Source organism: Glutamicibacter sp. X7 (genome assembly GCF_054889245.1).
This window is the reverse complement of the sequence record NZ_CM142678.1, coordinates 217,976-240,260: the sequence shown is the minus strand read 5'-3', so window position 1 is coordinate 240,260 and position 22,285 is coordinate 217,976. Positions and strand designations below refer to the sequence as shown.

Sequence of the window (22,285 nt, the reverse complement as noted above, 5' to 3'; positions counted from 1 at the left end):
GGCTAGAGCATTCCGCGTGATTTCAAGTAGTGTGCGAGATCGTCGTACCGTCCGTTCTCGTTGCTAAAGCGCACCACATTGCGGGCCGCTTCCAGCCACGGAAGCACCGATGGTTTCACTTCCTTGAGCGCCAGCGCCATGTGATCCATGCTCACCGGCGTGAGGTTATCGGCGGCGATGGATTGCATCATGGCCTTCTCTGCGGCGGTCACGCACAGGTGTTCAAGGTCGGCCCCGGAAAAACCGTCGGTCTGCGCGGCGAGTTGCGCGAGATTGATCCGGGCGATCGGCCGCTGTTCCAGATGGGTTTTCAAGATGCTTTCGCGGGCCGGAGCGTCGGGCGGGCTCACCAGTACTGAGCGATCCAACCGTCCAGGACGCAGCAGCGCCTCATCCAAATCCCATGGATGGTTCGTAGCGGCCAGGACATAGAGCCCGTCGTTATTGGACGCCATCGAATCCATTTCCAGCAACAGCTGGTTCACCATTTGCCGAAGCCAGGAAGCCGATCCGGTGAGCGATCCACGACGTAGTCCCAGGGCGTCGATTTCATCGAGGAAGAGCACCGCCGGGGCCGCGGCCCGCGCTTCATCGAAAAGCTTCCGGAGGTTCTTTTCACTCTCGCCGATGTATGGGGAGAGCACATCGGCCATCGAGACCTGCAGGAAGGAGGCCCCTAATTCCCCGGCCACGGCGCGGGCCAGAAAGGTTTTGCCGCAGCCCGGGGGCCCGTAAAGCAGCAGGCCGCCGCGCATGGACTTTCCGAAGGCCTTTGCGATTTCGGCGTTGCGTAGCGGCGCGAGGAATGACTCGGTGAGGCGCTGCTTCACCGCATCCAAGCCGCCGACATCTGCAAGGGTGATCCGCTGCGGCGGGGTCGGCTCCAATGGCGCCGCGGCATTTTCGTCGGTGACCGAGCTGGTGGAGAGTTTTGGCTCCTCGGACACGAAGGGATCGGCACCCAGATCACCCAGTTGCGCGGCGGCCGAGTCCCAGTCGAAGCCATCTTCGGCGGTGTTCTGCTCGGCGGTGTCGGTCGCGGTCTCCGCGCCCTGCGATCCGGCCAGCGCAGTACTGATGGTGGCCAGCAAGCCAAGTGCTTGGCGGTTTCCTGCCTCTAGCTGAATCACCACGTTGACGTGCTCTAAGGCCTCGGCGTGCCGGGCCGCGTCGGTGAGCAGCTGGGCGAGGTGCAGGCGCAACGCCGGGTCTTGCGGCGCCGCGTTCACGGCCCGCTCAAGGCTTTGGATCAGTGCATCGTTCATCGGCGCTTGCCTCTTCTCCCCCAGTGCCTTCGCACGCTTCGCGGCGCGATCTTCACTTGGCATCCTATCGAGTGGGCTGGAGGCCGGAGAAAAAACGAAGCGCAATTTTCTGCAACGGTCTATGCAAAATGCTCTTTCTGCATTTACTCTTGCAAGCAAGGGTGCACGCTATGCCGCGCATCACATATTCGCCAAAGGAGCCACCCATGCCCGACACCGACGCTGCCGTACCCGCCACCGCGTGGCACGGTGAACTGTTCGCCGGCGCGAAACTCACCAAATCCCAGCAACGCGTGGTGGACGCGCTGAGCATGACCCCGAAGTTCGCCGCCTACGCGGAACTTTCCGAGGTGGCCGCGCGTGCTGGAGTCAATAGCTCCACGGTGGTGCGCACCGCACAAGCTCTGGGGTACAGCGGTTGGAGCGACCTGCAACGCGAGCTACGCGCGCAGTTTCTGGTCTACGTCTCGCATAGTGCGCCCTTCAGCAACCTGATACCGGTCACCTCGCCGGTGCACGACTCGCTGACTCAGGACAGCAAGAATCTCGAGATGGCACGCTCGCTGATCAGCGCGGAGGCCGTGGACGCGAGCATCGAAGCCCTCTGTGGGGCGCGGCGCATCCTCTGCCTGGGCCAGGGTTCGCACGGTGCGCCCTCGCTGGTCCTTGCCCACCTGGCATCGGTCATGGGTTACCCGGCCATGCACGAGCAGCGCTCGGGCGTGCATCTGGCGGCGGCGCTCAATTCCCTGGGGCCAGAAGACGTGGTGTTCATAACCCATCTGTGGCGTCCGATTCGCGAGCTCGGCACCGCCGCTCGGATCGCCGCAGAACGCAAGGCCACCGTCATTGCCATCACCGACCTCTCGACCTCCCCGGTGGCCAAACACAGTACGCATATCTTGCCGGTGCCCAGCGAAGGAGTTTTCTCATTCCAGTCGGCCACCGCCGCCCTATCGGTGGTCTATGGACTCCTCGCCGGCATGGAAGCTCATCAATCACGCAGTATTCGTCCCCACCTCGAACAGGTCAACGAGCTGTGGGACGCACTGGACCTCTACGACAGATAAGGACCCAAAATCACATGAGTAAACTCATCGCGCACGACGCCGAACTTTCGCGCCGCCTAGAGCAGAACTATGCCGCCGTTCAGGACACGGTTGAAGCCATGGCACGGGATATCCACGCTCACCCGGAACTATCTTTCGAGGAGCACCGTGCCGCGGGCACCATTGCCAAGGTGCTACGCGATGCCGGTTTCACGGTCACCGAGGGTATCTGCGACCTGCCCACCGCCTTCGAGGGCACCATTGGTCAGGGCGACCTCGTGGTGGGCATCTGCGTGGAATATGACTGCCTGCCGGTCGTCGGGCACGCATGCGGCCATAACCTCATTGCCGGTTCCACCGTGGGTGCGGCCCTGGCGCTCGCCCCGCTGGTCGACGAACTCGGCATTACGCTCAAGGCCATCGGCACCCCAGCCGAAGAGCACGGAGGCGGCAAGGCCTTGCTCCTTGAACGTGGTGCCTTCGACGGCGTCGGGCTCTCGCTCATGGCTCATCCGATGTCCGAAGGGGTCAGCTGCAACCCGCTGGGCACCACCACGCAGGCCGTAGGCCGCTTCAAGGCGATGTTCCATGGGCAGGCCGCGCATGCCGCCGCCATGCCGCACCGCGGGATCAACGCTGCCGATGCCGCCACCCTGTCCCAGGTGGCCATCGGTCTGCTGCGCCAGCAACTACCGGACCAGCACCGGGTCGCCTCGTACATCGCCGAAGCCGGGCAGGTTACCAACATCATCCCCGACTACTCCGAAGTGCACTTCGAGGTCCGCGCCTTCTCGCTCGAGGAGTACGAACAGACACTGGGCAAGGTGCGCCGCTGCTTTGAAGGAGCCAGCATCGCCACCGGCACCAGCCTCGAGTTCGAGGCCACCGAACCACTCTACGAACCCGTTCTTCAGGACCCGGCCCTGGCGGCCTTCTGGAATGACGCGATGGCCGTGCGCGGCAATGACGTGACCGAGCTTCCTGCCGGAACCGGCGGGGGTGGCTCGACCGACATGGGCAACATTTCGCAGGTCATCCCCTCGATCCACCCGATGTTCGCCGTTCCCGGCGCCACCGCTCCGGTGCACTCCGCCGGGTTCACCGCTTCGGCCAACACCGAGATGGCCTACACGGCCATGAACGACGCCGCGCTCGGTCTCGCGGCCACGGTCGCCGGCGCCGTGAGCGCCGACCGAGAGCGTTACATCACCGCCGCCTACCAGCGGGCCTAGCCGCCCACCCACTCGCAATAGGACCTTTCATGAAAACTATTTCCGCACCCGCCGCCATCGGCGCCAAACATGCGTTGCCCATCTCGGCCCTCGCCCTGCTGGTCGCCATCATCGCCGAACTAATCGGCAAGAAATCCTTCGACATCGGGATCGGTACCCTGCTGGTTTTCCCGATGGTGTGGGGCTTGATCATCGGCACCGTGCTGACCTTGCAAAAGTTCAAGCCCGTATCCATTCGTGCCCAGAAAATTGCCGCCAGCTTCTCAGCCGTTGCGGTGCTCCTCCTGGTGGTACGGCTGGCCGCGGACATTGGCCCGCAGATCCCGGTACTCGTCTCGGCCGGTCCAGCCCTTTTCCTGCAGGAGATTGGCCACCTGCTGGGCACCATTGTGCTGGCCCTGCCGCTCGCGGTGTTGTTGCGCATGGGGCGCTCGACCGTAGGCGCCACCTTCTCCATCGACCGCGAATCCTCTTTCGCGATGGTCTCCGCTCGCTTCGGCTCGAACTCCGATGAGTACCGCGGTGTGCTGGCCATGTATGTTTTTGGCACCATCTTCGGCGCGATCTACATTTCACTCTTGACCTCCGTAGTGGCCAGCTGGGGATTCTTCGATCCGCTGGCCATGGCGATGGGTGCCGGCGTGGGCTCCGGATCGATGATGGCCGCCTCCGCGGCCAGTATCGCCGCCGCCCACCCCGAGATGGAGCAAGCCATTTTGTCTATGGCGGCGGTATCGAACCTGATCACGACCATCATGGGCACCTACGTAGGCATGTTCGTTGCCCTGCCGCTGGCAAACAGGTTCTACAACCTGCTCACCGGCGCCAAGCGCAAGGCCCAGGCCGCCACTTCCGCCGCAGCCAGCGGCGAACTCGCCGATCAGGACATCGCCCGCAGCAAGGTTGAGGAGTCCAACGCACAATTCGCCGAGTCGGCTTCAGAGGTCGGCGCCGTAGAGAACGTGCCGCTGTGGGTTACGCTACCCGTGCTCTCGATTATGGGCATCGCTACCGCGGTGATCGCCGAAGGCTTCACCTGGCAGCTGATCTTCTCCTACGTGGTCATCAGCCTCTTAGTGGTGCTCGGCGCGTATCTAGCCAAACTCACCAAGAACAAGATCCCTTCGCTGATCTGGCTGACCACGCTGATCGCCGCAGCCTGTAGCCCGATTTCACCGATCGCTGACTTCCTGGTCGCGACACTTACCGCGGTCCCCTTCCTATCTATCACCACCGTGGTGCTCACCTGCGCTGGACTGTCTCTGGGCAAGGATGTGGGCTTGCTGAAGAAAATTGGTTGGAAGATCGTGCCGGTGGGACTGGTGGCAATCACCGCCTCGTTCATCTTCGCCACCATCATCGCGGAATTCGCTTTGGGCCTCTGGCACTAGACCCAATTACTGCGCACGCCGCCCACGAACCGAACCGAGGTTCGTGGGCGGCGTGTTCTGTTTATCTATGGTCGGCGAAGAATTGATACGCTCGGCGTCTCTGCCTACTGGCCAGTATCGACGAGAGAGTTCACCATGCCGCGCACCTACCCCTATGCCCAAGTCGACGTGTTTTCCGAGCAAGCCTTCGGTGGAAACCCGGTCGCGGTGATCCTCGATGCCGGAGATCTAAGCACCGAGCAAATGCAACGCATCGCTCAATGGACGAACCTCTCGGAAACCACCTTCCTGCTACCAAGCAGCGACCCGGCGGCAGATTATCGGGCACGGATTTTCACTCCGCATACCGAACTACCCTTCGCCGGGCACCCCACCCTTGGCTCGGCACGGGCTTGGTTGCACTACGGTGGGCAACCGAAAGTCCCGGGGGAAGTGACGCAGGAGTGCACCGCTGGCTTGATTCGAGTACGCGCCGAAGAATCCACGCTTTCCTTCGCGGCCCCACCGACCCTACGTTCGGGGCCACTCGAGGAGGAACTACTCGTTCGCATCGCCGCCGCGTTTTCCATTGAGCGCGCTCAAATCCTTGATCACCAGTGGGTCGATAACGGTCCGGGCTGGGCAGTGGTACAGCTAGCCAGCGCTTCAAATGTCCTGGCGCTCGAACCGCACATGGAGGCCCTCGGCGGAACCAAGGTTGGCGCCATCGGCGCCTACCCCACCGGCTCGGCTGCTTCCTTCGAAATCCGCGCCTTCACCCCGCGTGGTCCCGCGCTCGAGGACCCGGTCACGGGAAGTCTAAATGCCGGTGTCGCGCAGTGGATGATTCGTACGGGGAAGGCTCCGGTCAGCTATTGCGTGGCTCAGGGTCGACGACGTGGCCGCACGGGGAAAATCGAGATTCGCTCCGAGGACGGCATCATCTGGGTGGGTGGTCGCACCGCGATCGGCTTTGAGGGCGTTGCCCGGCTGTAGGCAGGCGGCACACGCTGTGTGCGTGAAGCGAGCCAAAATGCACACCCGCGGTATGTTGACTTTATACATAGGTCGAAACCATACTTAGAGTGTGCGCGGAACCAAGACCTACAACCAGCTGAAGCGGGCATTCCTACCCTTCGCGGTACTCAAGTCCATCCAACAGGGCCACACGCACGGCTACGCCATCCTTCAGGAGCTCGAAGCCATGGATATTTCCGGCATTAAGAGCGGCACCCTTTATCCGTTGTTACGAACCCTTGAAGAGGACGGCCTCGTCGCGGCGACATGGGAAACATCAGACAGAGGGCCCGCGCGGAAAATCTTCGAACTCACCGCTGACGGAAAGCGCAACTTCGAGGAAATGTGCAACTGGATAGACACCTTGACCTAGGAGAACAATATGAAAACCGTGGATGACTACCGACGCGAACTTCGTTTCTCACTCTTCCTTCAAGAGCTCGACAAGACAACTATCCGGGACATACTTGATGAGGTTTCGAGTGAGTGCTCGACCTACGCTGAGGCTGTCGAAAAATTCGGCGAGCCGGAGCAGTACGCGTCAGCTTTCCCGGAGGTTAAGACCAAACGTCGCATGCCCCTGTTCATGTTCATCGGGACTACGCTCGCCATGCTGTGGATAATTTCCAACATCGTCCGACGCGAGACGTCCGCCGACGACACAGTCACGCTTGGGCACATGCTGGTAACTTTCCTCCCTGCCCTTGGGGTCATTGCCCTCTGCATCCTCATAGACTTCCTGCGCTCGCTACGCCGAGCCTCGAAAATCTAGCGAGTTGCGGCGTAGAGGCCCGGAGCTATCTCTCCCGGACCGCTACGCCGCACCAAGATTTCTCGGAATCGCTAAATTCCGATGATCCACTTAATGACGTCGTAGATCACCGCGGCAGAGATGCTGCCCAGGATGCCCGGCATATGCGGTCGAATGTACTTGTTGTACCAGGCCACGAACTTCTTCTTGCCCAGCCCGACCTTTGAGATGATCTTGTTGTAAAGCTTCTTGTTGGTCTTCTTCAACGCCATCAAGGCGGCCTTGACCGCGTACTTCTGCCAGAAGGCGGCTTCGCCACCCTGTGGAATACCCTGCTGCAGCACCCGGGAAGTTTGCTCATACTGCAGCATGCCAACGCTAGAGCCGCCGGTGGGTTGCGTCATTACACGCTCAACCGAAACCCTTGGGGCCGGCGCTGTCTGCGCCACGGCCGGTGCAGCAATACCGGTTCCTAGGCTCAGCGCGACAACCACGGCCACGGATCGACTTATCCTCTTTTTCATGGCTACCTTTCATAGATTGAGGGGATTTACCGCCATAAATCTACAATTCTGCTTTATCTTGTCTCAAGCAATTGGGGAGAAGTACCCATGGGTTCGCACTTGTTATTCGAGTTAATTGGCATGCTCGACCCTATGCAACGGCAAGCACACCAACGCCAACCTTCAACAACGGGGAATTCAAGAGTCCTGATTCACTGCTCGCAGACCTGGGCTCACTGCCACAGGTTGTTGCCTGAAAGTGCAGCAGGTTCGCGAGGCAGATCTAGGCTAAACACTTGACTGCATTCGTCGTAGTAGGCCTCACTCATCGGGCCTTGAGTCATGCCGATCCGCAGGCACACCCCGCGCGACGCCTCGTTGCGCGGATCAACCACGGCAATTACCTGCTTCAGTCCGCGCGTAGCGGCATCATCCAAGATCGTGGCAGCGGCCTCCGTGGCATAACCCGCTCCTTGCGCGTCGGGGTGCAGGTGCCACCCTACTTCAACGGGCGCCGGGCCAGCGACTCCACTCGAGAGGCGTACCGGCTTGAGCAGAAGGTTACCCAGTGGATGCTGCGTGGCCCGGTCGACGATAAGCCAAATCCCGTGGATCGGATGGCGCAATGCACGCCGACGTGCGATGGAGGCACGCGCTTCTGAGCGTGAGGTCATTGGTCGCGCGGTAGGCCCCAGATAACGCACGGTTTCCCAGCGCGACTCGAGGTCAAAGAGAAAGTCTTCGTCCGTGGCTCGCCAGGGACGAAGCTCGACTCGGGGACCGGTAACCGTACGCATACTTCAAGTATGCACCGTGCATAAGCAGCGGCCTCGGGCAACATGTCGTTGCCCGAGGCCGGTTGAGTTGGTTCGCGAACGTCGCGAAACGGTTAGTCGTTGATCAGGTCGTAGCGCACGATCGTCTGGTCACGATCCGGTCCCACACCAATGGCGGAGAATCGGGTACCGCTGAGCTTCTCGAGGGCCAACACGTAGTTACGCGCATTCTCCGGCAGGTCCTCGAGGGTCTTGGCCCCGGAGATGTCCTCGGTCCAGCCATCGAAGTACTCGAAGATCGGCTTGGCGTGGTGGAAGTCGGTCTGCGTCATCGGCATCTCGTCGTGGCGCACACCATCGACGTCATAGGCCACGCACACCGGGATCTTCTCGATGTTGGTCAGCACGTCCAGCTTGGTCACAAAGTAGTCGGTGAAGCCGTTAACACGCGAGGCATGGCGGGCCAACACTGCGTCATACCAACCACAGCGGCGCGGACGGCCCGTATTCACACCGAACTCACCACCGGTCTTCTGCAGGTACTCGCCCATTTCATCGAACAGCTCGGTGGGGAACGGCCCGGCGCCCACGCGGGTGGTGTAGGCCTTAATGATGCCGATGGAGCGGTTGATACGTGTCGGACCGATGCCCGAGCCTACCGACGCACCGCCGGCGGTGGGGTTGGAGGAAGTCACGAACGGGTAGGTGCCATGATCGACGTCGAGGAACGTGGCCTGGCCGCCTTCCATGAGCACGACCTTGTCCTCGTCCAGTGCCTTGTTGAGCACGTAGGTGGAGTCGATGACCAGCGGGCGCAGACGCTCGGCGTAGGAGAGGAAGTACTCGACGATCTCCTCAACCTCAACGCTGCGGCGGTTGTAGACCTTGAGCAGCAACTGGTTCTTCTGGCGCAGCGCACCTTCGACCTTTTGGCGCAGGATGGACTCGTCGAAGACGTCCTGCACGCGGATGCCCAGACGTCCCACCTTGTCCATGTAGGCCGGGCCAATGCCGCGGCCGGTGGTGCCAATGGCGCGCTTGCCCAGGAAGCGTTCGGTGACCTTGTCCATGGTCTGGTGGTACGGGGCCACCAGGTGGGCGTTGGCCGAGACGCGCAGGCGAGAGGTGTCGGCGCCGCGCGCTTCGAGACCGTCGATTTCGCTGAAGAGGGCCTCCAGGTTCACCACGCAGCCATTGCCGATGATCGGGGTTGCGTTCGGGGAGAGAATGCCGGCCGGAAGTAGCTTCAGCTCGTATTTTTCCCCGTTAACCACCACGGTGTGCCCGGCGTTGTTACCGCCGTTGGGCTTGACCACGTAGTCGACCTCGCCGCCGAGCAGGTCGGTGGCCTTTCCCTTACCTTCGTCGCCCCATTGGGCTCCGACGATCACGATTGCTGGCATGGGATCCTCCCCCTTGCGAAAAAGCAGTGGACCGGCGTGCTTCGCGCCGTCCCGACACGGTGCCGGGCAGAAATAAACCCCTAACACTTCTCGCATGGCCCATGGGGCTCCATGTAAGAGTTAGGGGGCTCTTACGACCAAAGTTTACCGAACCGTGCGCGGATGCGCGAGCCGACAGGCGAGCCATCGGGTCGCGGCCTGATCTCAATTTGGCAACGGGCGGCGGTATTCCGGGCCCAGCACCGCATCATTTCGCTCCAAAACCTTGATTAAAGGCCGGTGCGCGACATCATGGACACACAGCTTAACTTCACTGAACCGCGCACCGCACGCTTGACCTACGCGAAGGATCCACGATGAAACCAGTACGTCGCTGGCTCGCCGTCATACCGGCCCTCATGCTGCTCATCTCCTGCAGTTCACCACAGGCCGAGCCCTCGCCCGGTGAACCCTCCCCCACCCGCTCGGCACCGACCGTGGACCCCACAAGCGCGAACCCCTCCACGCCACCGGACGGAGCCAATACCGCAAACTGGAAGAGCTTTGAAAGCTTTGACATCTCCTTTAGATACCCGCCGAACTGGGTGATCCGCGCGGATGACGACGGCCCCTCCGCGGATCCCAAGAACCCTTACCGGCAGTGGGAGATCGTGACCGACCGAGGATTCGCGATCGCGACTTTCGAGGCCAACTCGGCCAAGGACACCGACGGCGACACGGACCATTACGAGCGCACCCGGCTGGAAACACGTGAGGTGGCGGCCGAGTTGAATACGCCGGCGGTGTTCGTGGCCGAACAATATGTCAAGACCGAGCCCGGCAACGAGGCAGATGCGGAAAAGAAGATCGTCCTATTCCTCAGCACCGCCGACCGGGCGCAACAACGCGGCTCCGGGCCGGAATTGTCCTATTTCATGCCGCGCGCGGACTTCTATTCGATCTTCGAATCCACCGAGGACTTCGCGCAGGCTGCGGGCTTCGACGATGACAGTGTGGACCTTGCGGCGGCCCGGGAAATCATGCAGTCCGAGGTGTACTGGCAACTGCGCGAGATCATGCTCAGCGTCACTAGCCGCTAAGCTAACGCCAGACCCCTTGACCCTGACACAGTGGCAGATTGGATAACTAAGACATGCTATCCATTGGAGCCTTCGCGCAGATCGGCCAGGTAACCCACCGCATGTTGCGGCATTGGGACACAGCCGGACTGCTCGTACCCGCCCATGTCGATCGCTTCACCGGTTACCGTTCCTACGATCCCTCGCAGCTGGCCCGCTTGCACCGCATTGTGGCGCTGCGGCAGCTGGGGTTCGGCCTTGAGGATATTGCGCTGATCCTGCAGCAGGGAGTTGACGCCGAACGTTTGACCGAGCTGCTGCAGCTCCGTCATGACGAGGTTGAACGGGAATATCAGACCGCGGCGGCCCGACTGCGCGATGTACAGCGACGGCTTCACCTGATCGAAAGGGAAAACGCCATGTCCACCATCGAAATCGTCGAGAAGTCCCTCCCAGCCCTACGACTGCTCGGGGCGCGTCACACGGTCAGCGAGCAGCCCGAGGTCGGGGCCGTTGTGGGTCCGCTCTTCCGCCGCGTCGAGGCGGCGCTGGAGGGAGCGGAACTCGGCATGCCGATCGCTCAATACGAGGTCACGGAGAACGGATTGCACATCTGTGTGGGCTACGAGCTCGACATTCCCGTGCCCGAGGGGCTCGAAGAGATTCAGTTGCCGGCCGAGGCCACCGCAATCCGCGGCGTGCACCTTGGATCCATGGACCGCATCGCCGAAAGTTGGCAGAGCATCCACGCACAGTTGATCGCCCGCGGACTGGTGCCCTCGGGCCCCTGCCGGGAGCTTTATGTGCGTAGCGACTCCGCCGATCAGCAGGATTGGGTCACCGAATTGCAGCAACCGGTACGTCGGGCTGATTCAATGGAGGGGTGAAACTAGGATTCGTCCGCCACGGACAAACGCAATGGAACCTCGAAGGTCGACTGCAGGGCAGTAGCGATATTCCGCTCAACGACACCGGTCGCGAGCAGGCTCGCCAGGCCGTGCAGGTGCTCGGCGCGGGAGACTGGGATGTGATCGTCTCCTCCCCACTCTCCCGCGCCCGGGAAACGGCGCAGATTATCGCCGAGGGGCTGGGACTGGAGCTCGGGCCCGCCTATGACCTGTTGATCGAACGCGATTACGGCCAAGGCGAAGGCGTGGAAGAGACGGTGGCCGCCGAGCGCTGGCCCGGGAAGATCGGCGGCGGCATCGAACCGCTAGACTCCGTTGTGGATCGCGGGTTGCGCGCCGTCGAGCGCATCGCCGCCGACTACCCCGACAAGAATGTGGCGGTGGTCTGCCACGGCACGATCATCCGCTACACGCTCTCGCATTTCGCCGGGCACACCCTGGACACCATTCGCAACGGATCGGTGGCCCTACTTGAGCGCGAAAGCACCGGATGGGCTCTGCGCATGGTCAACGACGAGGTACTCAGCCAGAGCTAGTCGCGCACCGACTGCCGCTCGATGAGCGGCATGTCGATCAATTGCTCGCCGGAGTGCTCCTGCTGCCCGAGCACGCTGTGCACCGCCCGGACGCCCATCTGCTCGTAGGGCAGGGCGATGGTGGTCAGCTGGGGACGCAGATAACCGGCGATGACCTCGTCGTCGAAGGAAATCACCGAAAGATCCGTGCCCGGGGTCAAGCGGTGTTCGGCGAGCGCCTGATAGGCCCCCATGGCGACACGGTCGTTGGCACAGATCAACGCGTCGGGTCGGTGCCCCTGCGCGAGGAGCTGCGTGGTGGCCGCGTAACCATCGGCCGGGTTCCAGTCCTCCAGTTCCCACTGCCCCAGGAGTTGCAGGGACGAGTTATCCAACGCCTGGTTCAAGGCCGCGAAGCGCCGGGTGATCCCGGGGTAGCTTTCCGGGCTCGATTGGGCCGCGCGCAGCGCACCGACCAGCGCCACGGTGCGCGCTCCGGTCCGCGCAAGGCGCTGTACGGCCTGCCTGCCGGCCGCGTTTTCATCAGGCATCACGCTGGGGTGCTGTTGCACGTCGTGGGAGTTCACCAGAACCACGGGCCGATCCTCGGGTAGCTCGGGGAGATCGCGGAGCCGCGAATCCATGAAGCCTAGGATGAGCCCGTCGACATCGCGCTGTCGCAACTGGTCCAGGGCCTTGGTCAGTTCGGCCGGCTCGCCGCGGGTTTCGGTGATCAGCACCGTATGGTCGCTATCGGCCGCGGCCCGCAGAATTCCGGTGATCATCGCCGAAGCAAAGCGGGTCACCGTCACTTGATCCGAAATGAATCCCAGCGTGCGGGTTTTGCCCAGCCGCAACGATTGCGCCGCGACGTTGGGCCGATAGCCCAGCCGTTCCGCCGCTTCACGCACGCGTTGCACGGCCGCGGCGGACAGCCTGCTTCCGGGACGATTATTCAGGATGAGGCTGACCGACGCCTTGGACATGCCCGAGGCTTCGGCCACATCCGCCAGGGTGACTCGCTTGGATTTTTCTGCGCTCACGTATCCCTCTTGCTACCGCTGTCCTTGCAATTGTTTGAGCCTAGCCTATTGCTCGCCGCCGACTCCACTGCTATGGTTTTGTGCTAAATCAATTTAGCAACGATCGCGAGGAGCGTTCTTGTCGCAGCTATCCATCGCTCACGTCCCGCGCCCCGCGCGCCACTTCACCCCGGCTCAACATTGGATGAACGATCCCAACGGGCTCTTCTTCGACGGCGAGCTGTACCACCTGTACTTTCAGTACAACCCGCACGGCGTAGAGCACGGGAACATGTCCTGGGGCCACGCCACCAGCAGCGATCTCGTGAACTGGAGCGAGCACCCGGTAGCCATCCTGCACGACGAGACGCATGACATCTTCTCGGGTTCGATCGTCATCGACCGGCATAACAGCAGCGGGTTGGGCGACGGGAGCACGGCACCGGTCATTGCGCTCTACACGGCCGCGGCCCGCGACGGCTCGAACCAGGCGCAGGCGCTGGCCTACTCGCTAGATGGGGGCTACAGCTTCACCAAGTACGCCGGCAATCCAGTACTCGATCGCAACTCCGCCGACTTCCGCGATCCCAAGGTCTTTCGGTATTCCGGCCCGGCCGGGGACTACTGGGTGATGGTGGCCGTGGAGGCCGTCGAGCGGCGGGTGCTGTTCTACCGCTCCGAAAACCTGCTGGAGTGGGACGAGCTATCGGTCTTCGGGCCACAGGCAGCCTGCGCGGGTGTCTGGGAATGCCCGGATCTCCTCGAGCTTCCGGTGGCGGACAGCGCCGAAACGAAATGGGTGCTCGTGCTCTCGCTGAATCCCGGGGGTGTGGCCGGCGGTTCGGGCACGCAGTACTTCATCGGCGACTTCGACGGCACCAGCTTTACCCCCGACCACACGCAACCGGCCCGAGATCACACGGATTTCGCCACCCTGGCCGAAGGGGCCTGGCTAGATTGGGGACGCGATAACTACGCCGGTGTCAGTTTCCATGGCCTGCCGCGTAACCGATGCACGCTGATCGCCTGGATGAGCAATTGGGACTATGCCCGTCAGCTGCCCCACGAGCGGTGGCGTGGATCGATGACCACCGCCCGCAGGGTGGACTTGCTGCGCACCGGCACCGGCTACGCGCTACGACAACGCTTCGTGGGACTTCCCGCCACGGCGGCCACGGAAAGCTATGACGCCGGCACCCACGAGCTGACGCTTCAGGGACCGACGCTCATCGACGTACAGGCCCGCGACCTGGGCGAGGAACCGGTGCGTGCGCGCTTTCTCCGCGCCGACGGGAGCCTAATCAGCGAACTGATCCTCGGCGCGCAACAGATCTCCCACCAGCGCTCGCCGGGCCGCGTCGCCCACGAGCACTACCCCTCAACCCAGCACATGCCGCTTCCCCCATCGAATGGGCGGCTTTGCGCGCAGCTCCTGCTCGACGCCGGGTCGCTTGAAGTGCTCGCCGCCGACGGCCTGCGCTCACTTACCGACCAGCTCACCGGCGAAGAGACACCGGCCCGCGTGCTACTGACCATTCCCGGCGGCGCGCAGAGTGACATAGCCTGTACGCCACTACCCCAGCACGGGGCTACAGCCACTCAGGAGCTCAAATGACCAAGATTGTTGTATTAGGCGAGTCCCTCGTCGATGTCGTCGACTCGATTGCCCATCCGGGCGGCTCACCGCTGAACGTCGCGGTGGGACTCTCCCGCCTCGGTCAGCAGGTGCGTTTCTATACCGAGTTTGGCCGTGACGACTACGGACTCGCAATTGCCGAACACCTCGCCGAGTCGGGCGTCGAGCTGGCCGATGGATCGGTGAGCGACCGGAGCACCTCGGTAGCGCTGGTGAAAATGGATGAACATTCCAACGCGCACTACACCTTCGACATTCACCAGCAATTACCGCCAGTGCGCGAGGCCGAAGCACCCGAGCTCATGCACACCGGATCCATCGCCGCCTGGATCGAACCTTCTGGACGCAGCATTGTCGAAGCCTTCGGTGCGGCGTCGCCGAGCACGTTACGAAGCTACGATCCGAACCTGCGCCCCGATCTCGTGACCGACCGCGCGGAGACCGTGGGGCGCATCGAAGAATTGGTGGCGCTCAGTCACGTCGTTAAGCTCAGCGACGTCGACGCGCAGTGGCTCTATCCAGAACTCGATCAATGGCAGGTTCTCGAGCACATAGCCGGCCTGGGCGCGAGCCTATGCGTCATGACCCGCGGAGCCGAAGGTTGCCGCGCATTGGCCGATGGCCAGCGCTACGAAGCCACGGCGCTTCCAACCACACTGCAAGACACCATCGGTGCCGGTGACGCATTTATGTCCGGCCTGCTCCACGGTGTGCTCAGCGGAGAACTGGCCCAAGCCCTGCGCACCGGCAGCTCACCGGCCGCGTCCGAGGTGCGCCGCGCACTACATCATGCCCTAGCTTCCGCGGCGCTAACCGTGGCCCAGCGCGGGGCCAACCCGCCGTGGGCTAAGACCTTTGCTGCCGCCCTGTCCGACTAGCCGACCCACCCTAGAAGAAAAGTACCGCCGAGGATGACCGCCACACACCCATTCAAGAACCCCGCCTACCTGCACAGCTCGCTGTCCATGCTGCTGTTCTTCGCCTCTTGGGGTATCTGGTGGTCATTTTTCCAGATCTGGCTCACTAGCAAGGACGCGGGGCTCGGACTGAGCGGGTCGATGGTCGGCACCGTCTACTCGGTAAATTCGTTGGTCACGCTCCTGTTGATGTTTGGCTACGGTGCCGCGCAGGACCGGCTGGGCTCCAAGAAACATCTGGCCATTCTCGTGGCAGCGGTTTCCACCCTCGTCGGGCCCTTCGCCCTGTGGGTGTATCAACCGCTGTTGCAAACCCATTTCATGCTCGGCGTCATCGTGGGGGCGGTAGTGCTCTCGGTGGCCTTCTTAGCCGGCGTGGGCTTACTCGAGGCCCTCACCGAACGGTTCAGCCGCCGCTACGGCTTCGAGTACGGCCAGGCTCGAATGTGGGGTTCCTTCGGCTATGCAATGGTCGCGCTCGCCGCTGGTTTCCTGTTCACCATCAATCCAATGATCAATTTCTTTGTGGGTTCGGCGTTCGGCCTGCTTCACCTGCTACTACTCGTGTTCTGGCCAGCGGGTGACACCCAGCTAACCGAGGGTTCTCACCAGCAGCTCTCTACTGCCTCCACTCCCGGGCTACGGGACATGCTGGGCCTGCTACGACTGCCCAGCCTTTGGCTGATTATTGTGTTTGTCATGTTCTCTTGGACCTTCTACACGGTCTTCGATCAACAGATGTTCCCCGATTTCTACACCGGGCTCTTCGCTAGCCAGGAAACGGGTCAGCAGGTTTACGGGGTGCTCAATTCGGTGCAGGTCTTCGTCGAGGCGGCCATGATGGGCGTTGTTCCCTTGCTGATGCGCCGCGTGGGCGTTCGCACGGCGCTGCTTGTGGGCGTGGGTATCATGTTTTTCCGCATTCTGGGATGTGCCCTCGTCGACGACCCGGTGTTGGTCTCGGCCATTAAGATGTTGCATGCCATCGAGACACCGCTGTTCATTCTTCCGGTCTTTCGCTACTTCACGTTGCACTTCAATCCAGCCCTTTCGGCGACCCTGTATATGGTCGGCTTCCAGGTTTCGGCACAGGTCGGCAACGTACTGCTTTCGGCGCCGCTGGGGTGGTTGCATGAAACGACCGGCTACCGCATGACCTTCCTGCTCATCGCGGCGGTGGTCTTGCTGGCCGGGATCTACGGGTATTTCACGCTCAAGAAGGATCGGGAACAGGTAGCGGGCGATCCCTTTTTGCGTCACCGCGAACCGGTGGCCTAGCTCTCGGTCGCGCCGGGCTCAGCAGCAGAATCAGCGAGAGACCGATCAACGCGATACCGCACCATCCATAGACTCCGAGCCGCTCCCCGACGATGAGCACGGCTAGCACTGCGGCCACTGCGGGTTCACTGAGCGTGACGGTCGTGGCGGTGCTCGCGGAGACATGGGTCAGGGCCATCCCGAAGAGCAGGTATCCAAGGAACATGGGGATGACCGCCAAATAGGCGAGCACCAGAACGTTATGCGCCGCGGCGAACAGCCCGTGGGCGGTGATGACAAACACTGGCATCAGCAGCAGCCCGCCGAGCCCGAAAATGGATCCCACGGCCGCGCCCCGCGGCACCCCCGCGGAGAGCAGGCGGGCCGTTGCCCAGGAGTACACCGCGTAGCTGGCCCCGGCCAGCAGGCCCAAACCCACACTGGTGGCCACCACGGCCACGGGCATCGCGTCCTGTCCGGCGGTGCGCGATACGCCTAACAGCGCCGTTCCGGCGATCCCCAGGCCGGCCGAAAACCACCACCGGCGGGTGAGTTTTCCGGTACCGAGCAGACGCTCCAGCACGCCACAGAATAACGGGGCGCTCCCGAGCGAAATGATGGTTCCCAGCGCAATGCCGCCGATGGCCATGGAGCTATAGAAGGCCAGCGGATACACCACGATGCCCAAGGCGCCGACCACGATCGTGCGGCGTTGCAATGCAAGCCGAGCGCGAGAACTTCGGAGGGCCGGTAGCGCAATGCAGGCCTGCAATAACCCACCGAAACCTAGGGATGCGGCGCCAATGGCCAGCGGAGAGAGCCCCTGCGCGAAGTGCGCCGCGGTACCCGTGGTACCCCAGAGCACCGATGCCACCAACAGCGGCAACATCCCGGCGGTGGCGCGCGTCGTCACCGCCCACCGGCCAGCTCGCGAATGAGTGTCCGCGCCTTGCGTAGGGCGGAACTATTTCCTTCGAGGCCGGCCAGGGCCATGGCTCCTTCCAGCACAAAGGAGCAGTGGCTGGCCACTTCCTGCGGGTCCGCGCAGCCATTCGCTTCGAGGTGCTCGGCGAAGAAGCCTCGCACCTGAGCCTTGTGGCCGGCTACCACCGCCCGCCCGGGTTCCCCGACCGGAAGTTCGGCCGCGGCATTGAGCAGCCCGCAACCCCGAAACCCGTGGGCATAACCGGCCTCGGCGTGATCGATGTAGGCGTCGACCACCGCAAGCACCCGCTCGAGTGCCGTGGTGCTTTTCGCCAGCCGCGCGGCGTAGAGCTCAAGCCATTCGGCATGCCGTTGCTCCAAGTAGGCCATGACGAGTCCGGCTTTGGACTCGAAGTTGTTGTACAGGCTCATTTTGGCCACACCGGCGTCGGCGATGATCGCGTCGATACCGGTGGCCGAAATCCCCTCGGCGTAAAAGCGGTCCGCCGCGGCCTGCAGGATTCTTGTGCGTGCGCTGGCTTTGGGCACGTGTACCACCTCCAGTAGACAAGTTAGTCTAAATAGACCGACTTGTCTATGTGAGGTAAATAGGCTTTATTCCGCATCGCACCACTAGAATTGAACCCATGGCATTGACGAAGACGACGGTCATCAACACCGCGCTGGATATTCTGCAGCGTTTCGGCCTAGCCGATCTGTCGATGCGTCGCCTGGCCAAGGAACTAGATGTTCAGGTCGGCGCCCTCTACTGGCATGTGAAGAATAAGCAAGAACTGCTTGCCCAGGTCGCGGGGCAACTCCTTAATGCGCCGGGGCTGAGCATCGACCCGAGCGCCTATCCCCGGCCGGCCGAAGCCGTGCTCCACCTGGCCCGTAAGCTTTATGTCGCCCTGCTGCCGATTCAGGACAGCCCCGAAGTTGTGCAAGTGGCAATCGCGCTGCAGAGCGAACCGTTGAGCCCCCTGGTGCAACTCATCGAGCTCCTTCAGTCCGCCGGACTGACCGAAGCGCAGGCGGGATTCGGACAGCAACTGCTGGTGAATCACATCCTCGGCTCGGTGGCCTACCGGCAAAACCTCGTACAACTGGATATCGATGCTCCGGTGGCCGATGGTTTCGACTTTGGCCTAGAACGCGCGGTCGCCGGGCTCCTGCCCTAGCCCAGGGCGCCACCCGAGAGCTCGAGGTAGCACTTCGCGCACAGCGACTCGTACCAGACGTCCTGCCCATCGATGGCCACCTGGTCCCCGTCGAAGACCACCGCATCCCCAACTCGCCGCGTATTGAACATCGCCTTGCGCCCGCAACGGCAGATGGTTTTCAGCTCCTCAAGGGTGTGCGCCAGTTCCATCAAACGGGCGGCCCCCGGAAAGGCGTTGGTGCGAAAGTCCGTCCGGATGCCATATGCCAACACCGGAACGTCATCGAGTACGGCAATGCGCAAGAGGTCATCGACCTGCTCACGGGTCAGAAACTGGGCTTCGTCCACGAGCAGGCATGCCACCGGAGGTGCGTCCACGTGCGTGAGCAGGGCGTTGGGATCATCGCCCGAAGCCTGGGCACGAAATTGTTCTCGCACCGAATCTTTGGGACCAATGAGAAAATCCACATCGCGTTGCAAGCCAAGCCGCGAAACAATCGATGCCTCGCCCTTGGTATCGATACCGGGCTTGGCCAAGAGAATTCGTTGGCCGCGCTCCTCATAGTTGAAGGCGGCCTGCAGCAAACCCGTCGACTTGCCGGAGTTCATCGCCCCATACCGAAAATACAGTTTCGCCACGTTTCATCCTTTATCGCCACTGAACCCCTACCGGGCCGCGTACCAGCTTAGTCCAGTCGCTCCGGACCGCCGGGGCGCCCGGCGCGCCGACGACGCTGGCCGGTGGCGAGGTAGAGCAGTGAAATCAGCGCCGTGAAGGGCAACCCGAAGATCAGCGTCAGCCGAAATTGTTCGGTAAAAATCGAGGTCACCAGCAGGGCGCCCAGTAGCAGCGCGCCGAGCAGGGAAGCTAGCGGATATCCGGGCAGACGGAACTCGAGGGTGCGTCCCGCCGCGCTCAGCTTGCGTCGGAAGGCCACGTGGGTCAACAAGATGAGCAGCCAGGTAGCCATGGCCCCGAAGGTGGCCAGCGAGATCATCACCCCAAGGCCTCCCGAGGGCGTGGCCACGTAGACCAGTGCCGCCACCGCGATACCGGCCGCGGAGAGCGCCACGGCGGGCACCGGGGCACCGTTCGAGGCAAGCCGCGCGGCGAAGGAGGGTGCAAGGCCCGCCGTGGCCAGCGATCGTAGGGTACGGGTGGCGGCGTAAAGCTGCGCGTTCATCGCCGAGAGCGCGGCCACGATCAGCACAACATTCAGTACCGAATCGGCGAAGGGAATACCCACCTTGCTCATCACGGTGACGAACGGAGAACCCGCGCCCAAGAGCTCGCTGGCCGGCGCCAGCGCCAGAATTAGCCCCATGGTCAGCACGTAGAACACCAGCAGGCGCAGAAAGGTCACCTTAAAGGCCTTGCGGACAGCGAGCGACGGATTCTTGGACTCTGCGGCGGCGATGGCAATAACTTCGACACCCATATACGAGAAAATAGCGACGATGACGGCGGCAAACATGCCTCCGAAGCCATGTGCAAAGAATCCAGATTCCGCCGTGTAGTTGGCGAACCCATAGGACGGATTACCGGACCCGAAGACCAGCCAAGCGGCCAAGATAATGAAGGCCACCACAGCAAAGACCTTGATCGCCGAGAACCAGTACTCGGTGGTGCCAAAGGCCCGCACATTAGCCAGGTTGACCGCCAGCAGGGCTGCGGAAAAGAGCACCACCCAAAAGATCGCCGGGACCTCTGGGAACCACAGTTGCATGTAGTCGCCCACCGCGCTGACCTCGGTACCGACCGCAAGAACCAGCGCGGACCAGTAGATGTACCTGATCAGGTAGCCGCCGAAGTCGCCGAGATAGTCCTGTGCGTATTGGCCGAAGGATCCGGCCGCGGCTCGATAGACGGTCATTTCGGCCAAGGCACCCATAACCAGTAACGCGATGAGGCCACCGATCAGGTAGCTCAAGATCACGCTGGATCCCGCCATCGCGATCCCCAGCTGGCTGCCCATAAACAGCCCGGTGCCGATGGCACCGCCGAGGGCGATCATGGTCAGCTGGCGAGAGGTCAGCACCCGGCGTAGCCCGTTCGATTCCTGACTGGACTGTGTCGGTGTGCCGATCATAAAAACGTGTGCCCTCTTTCCCGAATGTCGTGGGCACGCTCGGCCCACGACCTTCAAGCTTAGCGTCCCATCGCCCGGCTCTGGTCTAGGTCACCGCGTTACGCACCCGGTACTCCTCGCGTTGCCAAGCCCCGGTGTGCAGGATGTCGCGCAGGATCTGCACCGCATCGTAGACATCGGTACGCGAGAGGTAGAGCGGCGTGATGCCGAAGCGCAGCACTTCTGGTTCGCGGTAGTCGCCGATGACGCCGCGATCGATCAGCGCGGCCATGATCTCGTAGCCGTGCGCGTGGCGGAAACTCACATGGCTTCCGCGCTGGGAATGCTCCCGCGGGGTGATCAGCGCGAGGCCAAAGTCGGCGCACTGAGTTTCGACCAGCTCGATGAACAGGTCGGTGAGCTCCAAGGAGGCGCGGCGTAGCGCATCGACCCCGGCCTCAAGGCTGATGTCTAGGCCGTTTTCGACCATGGCCATCGAGGTGATGGGCTGAGTGCCGCACATAAAGCGGCGAATGTCCGGAGCCGGCGCATAGTTCTCGGCCATCGCGAACGGTTCGGCATGCGACCACCATCCGGCCAGCGGCTGCCAGAACCGTGCGTGGTGGCGCGCATGAACCCAAATGAAGGCCGGGGCGCCGGGACCACCGTTGAGGTACTTGTAGGTGCAACCCACCGCGTAGTCGGCATCGGCCCGATTCAGGTCGACCGGCACCGCGCCGGCCGCATGGGCCAGGTCCCAGATCATCAGGGCTCCAGCCTCGTGGGCGGCGGCAGTAATCGCCTGCATATTCCACATGGCACCGGTGCGGTAATTGACATGCGACAGTGAAAGCACTGCCGTGTGCTCATTTAGCGCCTGGAGCAGTTCCGCTTCGCTGTCGATCAACAGGACCTCGTAATCGATCCCGGTTTCTTCGCGCATGGAATTGATCAGGTCGCTCAGGCCCTGTGCGATGTAAATGTCCGTGGGGAAATTATCGCGTTCGGTGATGATCACCCGGCGGCCCGGAGCGTCGGCGCGCTGGGTGCGGAGCGCCGAGGCGAGGGCCTTGAACAGGTTCAGACTGGTGGTGTCGGTGACCACGGTTTCACCGTCGTGGGCACCAAGAAGCCGGCCAAGCTTGTTGCCCAGCCGCTGCGGCAGCTCGAACCATCCCGCGGAATTCCACGATCGGATAAGCCCCTGGCCCCACTCCTCGGTGATGACCTGCGCAGCACGCTCGGCAGAGCCCACCGGAAGCGCACCCAAGGAATTGCCGTCGAGGTAGATCACGCCTTGGGGTAGCGCAAAGCGTCCACGAAAGGCTGAGAGCGCATCGGCCCGGTCTAGTTCCTGCAGAGTTTCGCGATCAAGTGCCACCGTTTATTGCCTTTCCGAACGACCTATTTCTGCCCCTATCGTAGAATCAAAGTCAGCGTGCTTCGATCGC

Annotated in this window: 23 protein-coding genes; 13 read left to right on the top strand and 10 right to left on the bottom strand. The window is 62.4% G+C overall.

The window, feature by feature from the left end; all coding sequences use genetic code 11:
• Window positions 1-2 precede the first annotated feature (2 nt).
• Window positions 3-1,265, bottom strand: a complete 1,263-nt coding sequence (locus ACYU0X_RS01295; protein ID WP_461901875.1) for an AAA family ATPase — start codon at window positions 1,263-1,265, stop codon at window positions 3-5.
• A gap of 206 nt (window positions 1,266-1,471) precedes the next feature.
• Between ACYU0X_RS01295 and ACYU0X_RS01290 the strand changes: the two genes are divergently transcribed.
• From ACYU0X_RS01290 to ACYU0X_RS01265, 6 genes are all read left to right on the top strand, one after another.
• Window positions 1,472-2,335: a MurR/RpiR family transcriptional regulator gene (locus ACYU0X_RS01290; protein WP_461901874.1), complete on the top strand. Its 864-nt coding sequence runs from the start codon at window positions 1,472-1,474 to the stop codon at window positions 2,333-2,335.
• Window positions 2,336-2,349: 14 nt separating this feature from the next.
• Window positions 2,350-3,546 carry a M20 family metallopeptidase gene (locus tag ACYU0X_RS01285; protein WP_461901873.1) on the top strand — a complete coding sequence of 399 codons (1,197 nt, stop codon included), beginning with the start codon at window positions 2,350-2,352 and terminating at the stop codon, window positions 3,544-3,546.
• Window positions 3,547-3,575: 29 nt separating this feature from the next.
• The gene (locus ACYU0X_RS01280; RefSeq protein WP_461901872.1) at window positions 3,576-4,937 is read left to right on the top strand and encodes a DUF3100 domain-containing protein; all 1,362 of its coding nucleotides are present in this window, start codon (window positions 3,576-3,578) and stop codon (window positions 4,935-4,937) included.
• A gap of 135 nt (window positions 4,938-5,072) precedes the next feature.
• On the top strand, window positions 5,073-5,912 hold the full coding sequence (locus tag ACYU0X_RS01275; RefSeq protein WP_461901871.1) for a PhzF family phenazine biosynthesis protein: 840 nt from the start codon (window positions 5,073-5,075) through the stop codon (window positions 5,910-5,912).
• A gap of 91 nt (window positions 5,913-6,003) precedes the next feature.
• The gene (locus ACYU0X_RS01270) at window positions 6,004-6,306 is read left to right on the top strand and encodes a PadR family transcriptional regulator (protein WP_461901870.1); all 303 of its coding nucleotides are present in this window, start codon (window positions 6,004-6,006) and stop codon (window positions 6,304-6,306) included.
• A 9-nt stretch (window positions 6,307-6,315) separates the two neighbouring features.
• Window positions 6,316-6,705, top strand: a complete 390-nt coding sequence (locus ACYU0X_RS01265; protein ID WP_461901869.1) for a hypothetical protein — start codon at window positions 6,316-6,318, stop codon at window positions 6,703-6,705.
• Between the two features lie 71 nt (window positions 6,706-6,776).
• On the opposite strand, the gene ACYU0X_RS01260 is transcribed toward ACYU0X_RS01265, so the two are convergent.
• From ACYU0X_RS01260 to ACYU0X_RS01250, 3 genes are all read right to left on the bottom strand, one after another.
• Window positions 6,777-7,208 (bottom strand): hypothetical protein, encoded by a 432-nt coding sequence (locus ACYU0X_RS01260; protein ID WP_461901868.1) that lies wholly within the window; start codon window positions 7,206-7,208, stop codon window positions 6,777-6,779.
• A gap of 212 nt (window positions 7,209-7,420) precedes the next feature.
• Entirely contained in the window at window positions 7,421-7,984 is a 564-nt protein-coding gene (locus ACYU0X_RS01255; protein WP_461901867.1) for a GNAT family N-acetyltransferase, read from the bottom strand.
• 92 nt (window positions 7,985-8,076) lie between these two features.
• A complete protein-coding gene (locus ACYU0X_RS01250; protein WP_309410114.1) occupies window positions 8,077-9,366 on the bottom strand; it encodes an adenylosuccinate synthase in 1,290 nt (429 codons plus the stop codon).
• Window positions 9,367-9,722: 356 nt separating this feature from the next.
• Between ACYU0X_RS01250 and ACYU0X_RS01245 the strand changes: the two genes are divergently transcribed.
• The 3 genes from ACYU0X_RS01245 to ACYU0X_RS01235 are packed head-to-tail and all read left to right on the top strand — an operon-like array spanning window position 9,723 to window position 11,868.
• Window positions 9,723-10,445 (top strand): hypothetical protein, encoded by a 723-nt coding sequence (locus ACYU0X_RS01245; protein ID WP_461901866.1) that lies wholly within the window; start codon window positions 9,723-9,725, stop codon window positions 10,443-10,445.
• A 53-nt stretch (window positions 10,446-10,498) separates the two neighbouring features.
• Window positions 10,499-11,311 carry a MerR family transcriptional regulator gene (locus ACYU0X_RS01240; protein ID WP_461901865.1) on the top strand — a complete coding sequence of 271 codons (813 nt, stop codon included), beginning with the start codon at window positions 10,499-10,501 and terminating at the stop codon, window positions 11,309-11,311.
• On the top strand, window positions 11,308-11,868 hold the full coding sequence (locus tag ACYU0X_RS01235; RefSeq protein WP_461901864.1) for a histidine phosphatase family protein: 561 nt from the start codon (window positions 11,308-11,310) through the stop codon (window positions 11,866-11,868). Before ACYU0X_RS01240 ends, ACYU0X_RS01235 begins: the two co-directional genes overlap by 4 nt.
• Here the strand turns inward: ACYU0X_RS01235 and ACYU0X_RS01230 are convergent.
• On the bottom strand, window positions 11,865-12,890 hold the full coding sequence (locus ACYU0X_RS01230) for a LacI family DNA-binding transcriptional regulator (protein ID WP_461901863.1): 1,026 nt from the start codon (window positions 12,888-12,890) through the stop codon (window positions 11,865-11,867). The two genes, ACYU0X_RS01235 and ACYU0X_RS01230, sit on opposite strands and share 4 nt — an antisense overlap.
• 118 nt (window positions 12,891-13,008) lie before the next feature.
• Here ACYU0X_RS01230 and ACYU0X_RS01225 point away from each other — a divergent pair, with 118 nt between their 5' ends.
• From ACYU0X_RS01225 to ACYU0X_RS01215, 3 genes are read left to right on the top strand one after another with little or no spacing between them, the layout of a single operon-like run.
• A complete protein-coding gene (locus tag ACYU0X_RS01225) occupies window positions 13,009-14,484 on the top strand; it encodes a glycoside hydrolase family 32 protein (RefSeq protein WP_461901862.1) in 1,476 nt (491 codons plus the stop codon).
• Complete coding sequence (locus ACYU0X_RS01220) at window positions 14,481-15,383, top strand: carbohydrate kinase family protein (protein ID WP_461901861.1); 903 nt, start codon at window positions 14,481-14,483, stop codon at window positions 15,381-15,383. Before ACYU0X_RS01225 ends, ACYU0X_RS01220 begins: the two co-directional genes overlap by 4 nt.
• Window positions 15,384-15,416: 33 nt before the next feature.
• Complete coding sequence (locus ACYU0X_RS01215; protein WP_461901860.1) at window positions 15,417-16,700, top strand: oligosaccharide MFS transporter; 1,284 nt, start codon at window positions 15,417-15,419, stop codon at window positions 16,698-16,700.
• On the opposite strand, the gene ACYU0X_RS01210 is transcribed toward ACYU0X_RS01215, so the two are convergent.
• Together ACYU0X_RS01210 and ACYU0X_RS01205 are read right to left on the bottom strand one after the other, a co-directional pair.
• The gene (locus tag ACYU0X_RS01210) at window positions 16,636-17,592 is read right to left on the bottom strand and encodes a DMT family transporter (protein WP_461901859.1); all 957 of its coding nucleotides are present in this window, start codon (window positions 17,590-17,592) and stop codon (window positions 16,636-16,638) included. The two genes, ACYU0X_RS01215 and ACYU0X_RS01210, sit on opposite strands and share 65 nt — an antisense overlap.
• Complete coding sequence (locus ACYU0X_RS01205; RefSeq protein ID WP_461901858.1) at window positions 17,589-18,152, bottom strand: TetR/AcrR family transcriptional regulator; 564 nt, start codon at window positions 18,150-18,152, stop codon at window positions 17,589-17,591. The genes ACYU0X_RS01210 and ACYU0X_RS01205 overlap by 4 nt, the downstream gene beginning before the upstream one ends.
• A 98-nt stretch (window positions 18,153-18,250) precedes the next feature.
• On the opposite strand from ACYU0X_RS01205, the gene ACYU0X_RS01200 reads away from it, so the two are divergent.
• Window positions 18,251-18,784, top strand: coding sequence for a TetR family transcriptional regulator (locus ACYU0X_RS01200; RefSeq protein WP_461901857.1), 534 nt, complete (start codon window positions 18,251-18,253; stop codon window positions 18,782-18,784).
• Here ACYU0X_RS01200 and ACYU0X_RS01195 read toward each other — a convergent pair.
• From ACYU0X_RS01195 to kynU, 3 genes are all read right to left on the bottom strand, one after another.
• The gene (locus tag ACYU0X_RS01195; RefSeq protein WP_309410125.1) at window positions 18,781-19,404 is read right to left on the bottom strand and encodes a thymidine kinase; all 624 of its coding nucleotides are present in this window, start codon (window positions 19,402-19,404) and stop codon (window positions 18,781-18,783) included. The genes ACYU0X_RS01200 and ACYU0X_RS01195 overlap by 4 nt on opposite strands.
• Before the next feature lie 47 nt (window positions 19,405-19,451).
• A complete protein-coding gene (locus ACYU0X_RS01190) occupies window positions 19,452-20,855 on the bottom strand; it encodes an amino acid permease (protein WP_461901856.1) in 1,404 nt (467 codons plus the stop codon).
• Between the two features lie 85 nt (window positions 20,856-20,940).
• On the bottom strand, window positions 20,941-22,215 hold the full coding sequence (gene kynU / locus ACYU0X_RS01185; protein ID WP_461901855.1) for a kynureninase: 1,275 nt from the start codon (window positions 22,213-22,215) through the stop codon (window positions 20,941-20,943).
• Window positions 22,216-22,285 lie beyond the last annotated feature (70 nt).